This is a genomic window from Nonomuraea sp. NPDC001684, from assembly GCF_053596515.1.
The window spans coordinates 1-6,784 of sequence record NZ_JBSFGJ010000478.1 but is presented as its reverse complement, the minus strand read 5'-3'; the positions used below and the strand labels follow the sequence as shown (position 1 = coordinate 6,784).

The following is a 6,784-nucleotide window of genomic DNA, read 5'->3' as shown; positions in this document are numbered from 1 at the left end:
CCTTCATGTAGTCCGCTTCGACGAACAGGTCCTTGCGGTAGGGCAGCGCGTTGTACGGCGGGTCGCCCAGGGCCAGGTCGACGTGGTTGTCGTTGTTGACGTCGTAGCCCACGCCCGGCGTCTCCCAGGCGTTCATGATGCCGTCGCCGTCGCTGTCGGCGGCGCCGCCCGTGGTCCTGGCCAGCGTGATGCAGGCGGGTGTGGTGATGGTGAAGAAGCCGCGGGCCGAGTCAGGGCCGGTGGTCTCGCTCTCCCCCGACAGGGTCAGGGCGCCGGCGCCCTGCTCGGCGGTCAGGCCGCCGCCGGTGAAGACGCACGTGTTCAGGTCGAACTTGAGATCCAGGTAATCGCCGTTCTTGGCCCAGTGAATGACGTTGTTCTGGCTCAGGTCGTCCTGGTCCCACAGTTCCAGGTGGATGTCGACGGGATTCTGGCTGGTGTCGACCGTGGCCTTGCGGACCCAGTTGGTCCGGAAGTCGGGGCCGTGGGCACAGCAGTAATCGTCCTCGCCGTCGTACAGGTCCTCATTCCCGATCTTGAATTTGGGGTAGTAGTCGTTGCCGCAGGACTCGCCCGCGCCCTCGTCGCACGACAGCTCGACCACCCGGTACAGGCTGACGGTGACCTCCACGGTCGCCGCCTGGGCCGGGCTCGGACCGAGATACGCCAACCAGGCCAGCACCAGTAACAATGCGGCTAACGCACGAATGCTCCTCATTCCGCGTCCCCTCCAGACTGTGTATCCCGCTCAGTATGCGAAGGCGTGAAACAAGGCGCGTGAGTAACCGGGTACTCAAGCCGCGCGTCTCTATCATCGTGAACGTGCCTGGCATCCGCGGGACTTCGACGCCGATTCCGTACGACTCCTTCATCTCCTACAGCCGGGCCGCCGACGGGCTGCTCGGCCCCGCTCTGCGTGATGGGCTGCACCAGTTCGCCCGTCCCTGGTACAAACTGCGGGCGTTGCGGGTCTTCTGCGACACGCGCAGCCTGTCGGCGTCCCCGGGACTGTGGACGACGATCGAGGCCGCGCTCGACGCCTCGCGCTGTTTCGTCCTGCTGGCCTCCCCCGAGTCGGCGCGTTCGGTGTGGGTGCGGCGGGAGATCGAGCACTGGCGCTCGCTCGAACCGGGACGGCCCGTCTTCCTCATGCTCACCGGCGGCGACCTCGTCTGGGACCACGCGGCCGGGCACTTCGACCAGACCCTGACCACGGCGCTGCCCGAGTCGCTGCTCACGTCGTTCACCGAGGTCCCCCTGTGGGCGGACCTGCGCTCGATCCGCAGCCAGAGCGACCTCTCGCTCAGCAACCCGGCCTTCCTCGACGCCGTCGCGACGCTCGCCGCCACCCTGCACGGCCGGGCCAAGGACGAGCTCGTCGGCGACGACGTCCGGCAGCACCGGCTGGCCCGGCGCTTCCGGCGGCTCTCGTGGACCGGGCTGTCCGTCCTCACCGCGGCGGCGGTCGTCGCGGCCGCCGTGGCCGTCCACGCGGCCGACGTCGCCGAGGCCCAACGCGTCAGAGCCGACGCCGAGCGCGACCAGGCCCTGTCGTACCTGGCCAGTGATCGCGGCATCCAGGTCGGCGAGAGTGATCCGGTCGTCTCCGGCCTGTTGTCGGCCACCGCCTGGCACTTCGCCAGGACCCCCGAGGCCCGCTACGGCATGGTGGCCGCCCTGGCCTCCCCGGTGCGCGCCATCCTGGACAGCGGCTCCTACCACGGCGGCGCGGTGGCCTTCAGCCCGGACGGCCGGACCCTGGCCACCGGCGGCACGGACGGCATCACCCGCCTGTGGGATCCGGCGACCGGCCGGCCCGCCGGGGATCCGATCAAGGACGGCGGCCTCGCCCTGGCCTTCAGTCCGGACGGCCGGACCCTCGCCGTCGCCGGCTCCGACGGGACGATCAGGCTGTGGGACCTCTCCACCAGGACAGCGGTCCCGCTCACGGGTCATCGGTCCGTCGTGTGGGCCCTGGCCTTCAGTCCGGACGGCCGGATCCTGGCCAGCGCGGGCCAGGATCACACCGCCCGGCTGTGGGACCCCGCCACCGGGAAGCCCGTCGGACGACCTCTCAAAGGCCACACCGACGTCGTCACCGGACTCGCGTTCAGCAAGGACGGCCGGACCCTGGCCTCCGGCAGCTGGGACGGGACCGCCCGGCTGTGGAACCTGGCGACCCGGCGCCCGGCCGGCGACGCGTTCACCGGCCACAGCGGCTACGTCTACGGCGTGGCGCTCAGCCCGGACAGCGGAACCCTGGCCACCGTCAGCGGGGACGGGACCACCCGGCTCTGGCGCGCCGCCGCCCGGCGGCCGGTCACCGACCCGCTCATCGGCCACGAGGACGAGGTCTCGCAGCTGGCGTACAGCAACAACGGCGACATCCTGGTCAGCAGCGGAGCTGACGGAACCATCCGCGTCTGGGACCGGCTGACCGGCAGGCGACTCGGCCCGCCGATCCGCGGGAGGTACCCGTACACATGGCCGGTGGCGATCAGCCCGGACGACAGGACGCTGGCCGTCGGTGACGACGACGGCGGTCTCCACCTGTGGGACCTGGCCACCCGGCAGCGAATCGGCACCCCCGTCAAGGCCGCGGCCGGCACCATCTCCGTGCTGTCGTTCAGTCCGGACGGCAGGACCCTGGCCATCGCCTCCGGTGAGGGAATCCTCCAGTTATGGGACCCCGCCGCCCGCCGTCCGGTCACCGCTCCGATCAAGGCCCACAGCGACGTCCTCCACCGGATCGTCTTCAGCCGGGACGGCAGGATCATGGCCACCGTGGGAGGCGGCACGGCCAGGCTCTGGGACACCGCCACCCGGCGGCCGATCGGCGCCCCGATCGGGGGCTCCAGCGTCACCTGGCTGGCGTTGAGCCCGGACGGCAAGCTCCTGGCCACCGTGGGCGAGCAGGGAACGGTCAGGATCTGGGACACGGCAGGCCGCCGCTCCAAGGGCGCCTTCAAGGACCGCACGGGCACCATCTCCACCGTCGAGTTCAGCCCGGACGGCAGAACCCTGGCCACCGACGCCGCCGCGGGCGTCCAGCTCTGGGACGTGGCCACGACGAAGCCGATCGGGAACCCGTTCAAGAGCGGCGAAGGCGCTGTCTCGTCGCTGGCCTTCAGCCCGGACGGCCGGACCTTGGCCGGCTCCTACGACAAGGGAACGATCCTGCAATGGAAGGTGGACGTCCCGGCGGATCCGTTCCCCGCGCTCTGCGCGGCGGCCGGTCGCTCGCTCACCGAGCAGGAGTGGGGCCGCTACCTGCCGTCCGGCACCCCCTTCGAGAAGGTCTGCTGAAACCACGGCCGACCCCCTACAGCCGGAGGGGGATCACACGTAAAGTCTGATCGTCGCAGTCGGCCGAGGAATGGAACCCCCCGGATGAAGGCACGTGTCGTCGCGATCATGCAGGTGCGGTGGGTGCGGCTGCTCGCGTCGGCGCTCGTCGGCGCCGTCGTGGGCCTGGCGATCTTCGAGATGACCGAGGCGGGCGGCCGGTGGATCTTCGTCGTCACCGGCGCGGTCGCCGGCATGGCCGCCGTGATCATGGTCCAGTTCTATGCCAGGACGGCCAGACTGACCGAGGTGAAGGTCACCGTGCCGCAGCTCAGCGAGCTCACCTTCCTGGTGAACAACGAGAGCCGCCAGGTGGCCTGGCACCTGTTCGTCGAGACCGTCACCCGGGTCTCCGTTCAGTCGCTCGACGACGAGGAGGGCCTGGTCAGGGAGGCCATGAACTCTCTGTACGGCCTGTTCGCCACCACCCGCGACGCCCTCAAGACCAGCCGCCCCTCAGCCCCCGTGCCAGGCGGGCAGACCGTGGAGTACTTCGCGATCTCGATGCTCAACAAGGAACTGCGCCCGTTCCTGTCCAAGTGGCACCCGCTGCTGACCGCCTGGGAACGGGCGCATCCCGGCGAACCGGAGTCGGCCTGGCCCGGCGACCAGGAGTGCCGCGCCCACCTGCGCCTGCTCCAGTCCGCCATCTCCGCGTACGCCGAGGGCTTCGGCCACCTCGCCGGCATCCGTGACCCGCAGACGCTGATCGCGGGCATGATGCCCGCCGGGTCGCAGGTCCCTCCGACCGCCGGCTGACCTGAACCCCACGGGCTAAGGGCGGGCCGCGATCGAGGAGAGGAAGTCGTCGAGCAGGGCGACCTGGACGTCCTCGGGGAAACGGCCCGGGTCGAACAGCGCCTGGACGACGAGCCCATGGGTGAACGCCACCGCGCCGGCCGCCAGCCGTTCGGGGTCGGCCTCCCGAGGTAGTTCGCCTAGGTCGCGGGCGGTCTCCAGGTGGGCGCGCAGCGCCGAGCGCAGCCGGGTGTAGCGGGCGGCCTGGCCGGCGCCGAGGTCGTCGTCGGCCAAGGCCAGGTCCCATGAGCTGACCCAGATGCGGTTGCGGGCGACGTCGGCCGGGCCCAGCGGCAGGATGTCGAGCAGCGCGGCCCTGAGCGCCGCCAGGCCGGGGGCCGGGGGCTCGCGGCGGGGACGGGCGGCCGTGCGCCGCTCCAGCAGGTCGAGCGCGTGCCCGACCAGGGCCCGCTTGGTGGGGAAGTAGTGCATGAGCAGGCCGGTCGACACGCCCATGGCGGCGGCGACGGCGCGCAGCGTCAGCCCGCCGAACCCCGTGTCGGCCAGCACCTGCCAGACCGCCTGCGAGACGTCGTCACGGCGGGCTTCACGGTCTCCTGCGGCGGGCGGCATGCTGCTACCTTACATACCGAACGCTCGTTACGTACTTTGGGACGGTGTCCGTGTTCGCACTTCCGCTCGGCGACGAGGCCGAGCTCCGCCCGCTGGAACCCTGGCGGGCCCAGGAGTTCCTCGATCACATCGACCGGGCCCGCCCTTCGGTGGACCCGTGGATCCCGTGGGCCGAGCGCAGCACCGACCTGGCCTCGGCGACGGCCGTCCTGCAGCGCTACGCCGACGACCAGGCCGCCGACGGCGCTCGCATCTACGGGATCTGGCTGGCCGGCACGCTGGTCGGCGGCGTGATGTTCACCCGGTTCGAGGCGGTCTCGGGGGTGTGCGAGATCGGCTGCTGGCTGGAGCCGGCAGGCGAGGGCCGGGGGCTGGTGACCCGGGCGTGCCGGCTGCTGATCGACTGGGCGTTCGCCGAGCGCGGCATGGCGCGCGTGGAGTGGTGGGTCTCGCCGGGCAACACGCGCAGCATCGAGGTCGCGCGCCGGCTCGGCATGACCCGCGACGGCGTGCTGCGCAGCCGTTTCCCCCACCGGGGCGAACGGCACGACAGCGAGGTCTGGTCGCTGCTGGCCGACGAGGCACCCGCCTCCGGCGTCAAGGCCGAGCTCGACCGGCTGATGGCGGCCTTCCTGGACGCCTTCACCAACACCGATGGGCGCCGCCCGGACGTCGGCGCCGTCCGGGAGCTGTTCGTCCCGCAGGCGATGATCGTCAACAACACCGGGCCCGAGCCCGTGGTGCACGACCTGGACGGTTTCGTCGAGCCCCGGCAGCGCATGCTGACCGACGGGACGCTGACGGAGTTCCGCGAGTGGGAGGTGGCCGAGCGCACCGAGATCTTCGGGTCGGTCGCCCAGCGGTTCAGCGACTACCGCAAGTCCGGCGTCCGGGACGGCGTGCGGTTCGCGGGCGCGGGCCGCAAGACCACCCAGTTCGTCCGGACGCCCGCCGGGTGGCGGATGAGCTCGATGGCCTGGGACGACGAGTAGCGGGCGGGTCAGGCGGCCACCTTGTCCAGGAAGGCGCGCACGTTGGCCTGCGCGCGGGCGGCCTTCTCGGCCGGCGTCAGCGACTCGTCCACGACGCCGGCGCCCGCGGCCTCCTTCTTGCCGCGCAGGTAGAGGGGGCAGGCCAGGTCGGCGCACAGGTACTGCCCGACGGTGTTGCCCTGGCGGCCGGGCTCGCCGGTGCGGCGGGCGGTCATCAGGGCGACGCCGCCGCCGGTGTGCGTGGTCAGGCAGAAGGAGCACATGCTGCGCGCGGTGAAGGAGCGCGAGGCACCGGAGGTGACCCGCAGGGCGACGCCGACCAGGGAGCCGTCGGCCTCGGCCACCAGGTAGGCGCGCTCGGGGGCGCCGGGATCTCGCCAGCCGAGGAAGTCGAGGTCGTCCCAGGGCAGGTCGGCCAGATCCCGGGGCAGGCCGGCGCGTTTGGCCTCGCCTTTGGAGCAGTTGATGAACGACGTGCGGATGTCGTGTTCGGTCAGGGGTCTCATGAGTGTGGAGGCTAGCTTTTCTTAACGGTAGTATGCAAATACTTAAAGCCTGTAAGAAAGGTGCTGCCGTGGCCCGCGCGGGAGTGACCGTCGACCGCCTGACCAGGGCGGCCGCGGACCTGGCCGACGAGGTCGGCTTCCAGAACGTGACCGTCTCCGCGCTCGCCCGCGGCTTCGGCGTCAAGCCCGCGGCCCTGTACGCGCACGTCAAGGACATCCAGGAGCTGCGGGTCAGGGTGGCCGAGCTGGCTCTGGGCGAGATGGCCGACCGGGCCGCCGCCGCGCTGGCCGGCCGGTCGGGCAAGGAGGCGCTGGTGCCCTTCGCCGCGGCCTACCGCACCTACGCCAAGGAGCATCCGGGCCGGTACGCCGCCACCCAGCTGGAGCTGGACTCCGAGTCGCTGGACGTCAGCGCGGGCCGCCGGCACGCGGAGCTGACGCGGGCCGTCCTGCGCGGCTACGACCTGGCCGAGCCCGACCAGACCGACGCGCTGCGCATGCTGAGCAGCACGCTGCACGGTTACGTGACCCTGGAGATGGCCGGCGGGTTCCGCCGCCATCCCCGCGAGG

Annotated in this window: 7 protein-coding genes; 4 read left to right on the top strand and 3 right to left on the bottom strand. The window is 71.5% G+C overall.

Going from position 1 to position 6,784, the window contains the following annotated elements; all coding sequences use genetic code 11:
* Window positions 1-682: hypothetical protein (locus ACWCSD_RS44425; protein ID WP_449924359.1), on the bottom strand; the 682-nt coding region annotated here is incomplete at its 3' end.
* A 140-nt stretch (window positions 683-822) separates the two neighbouring features.
* Here ACWCSD_RS44425 and ACWCSD_RS44420 point away from each other — a divergent pair.
* A complete protein-coding gene (locus ACWCSD_RS44420; protein WP_449924356.1) occupies window positions 823-3,306 on the top strand; it encodes a hypothetical protein in 2,484 nt (827 codons plus the stop codon).
* Between the two features lie 84 nt (window positions 3,307-3,390).
* Entirely contained in the window at window positions 3,391-4,104 is a 714-nt protein-coding gene (locus ACWCSD_RS44415) for a hypothetical protein (protein ID WP_397156824.1), read from the top strand.
* Window positions 4,105-4,119: 15 nt separating this feature from the next.
* Here the strand turns inward: ACWCSD_RS44415 and ACWCSD_RS44410 are convergent, their stop codons facing one another.
* Window positions 4,120-4,716, bottom strand: a complete 597-nt coding sequence (locus ACWCSD_RS44410) for a TetR/AcrR family transcriptional regulator (protein WP_449924353.1) — start codon at window positions 4,714-4,716, stop codon at window positions 4,120-4,122.
* Window positions 4,717-4,760: 44 nt separating this feature from the next.
* Here ACWCSD_RS44410 and ACWCSD_RS44405 point away from each other — a divergent pair, with 44 nt between their 5' ends.
* Window positions 4,761-5,708 (top strand): GNAT family N-acetyltransferase, encoded by a 948-nt coding sequence (locus ACWCSD_RS44405; RefSeq protein WP_397156822.1) that lies wholly within the window; start codon window positions 4,761-4,763, stop codon window positions 5,706-5,708.
* 8 nt (window positions 5,709-5,716) lie between these two features.
* On the opposite strand, the gene ACWCSD_RS44400 is transcribed toward ACWCSD_RS44405, so the two are convergent.
* A complete protein-coding gene (locus ACWCSD_RS44400) occupies window positions 5,717-6,214 on the bottom strand; it encodes an FBP domain-containing protein (RefSeq protein WP_397156821.1) in 498 nt (165 codons plus the stop codon).
* Window positions 6,215-6,282: 68 nt separating this feature from the next.
* Between ACWCSD_RS44400 and ACWCSD_RS44395 the strand changes: the two genes are divergently transcribed.
* The coding region (locus tag ACWCSD_RS44395) for a TetR/AcrR family transcriptional regulator (RefSeq protein ID WP_449924348.1) at window positions 6,283-6,784 on the top strand (502 nt) is incomplete at its 3' end.

Coding starts and splice junctions, on each gene's coding strand:
- ACWCSD_RS44410 (WP_449924353.1), bottom strand. CDS start 4,716: ATGCCGCCCGCCGCAGGAGACCGTGAAGCCCGCCGTGACGACGTCTCG.
- ACWCSD_RS44415 (WP_397156824.1), top strand. CDS start 3,391: ATGAAGGCACGTGTCGTCGCGATCATGCAGGTGCGGTGGGTGCGGCTG.
- ACWCSD_RS44400 (WP_397156821.1), bottom strand. CDS start 6,214: ATGAGACCCCTGACCGAACACGACATCCGCACGTCGTTCATCAACTGC.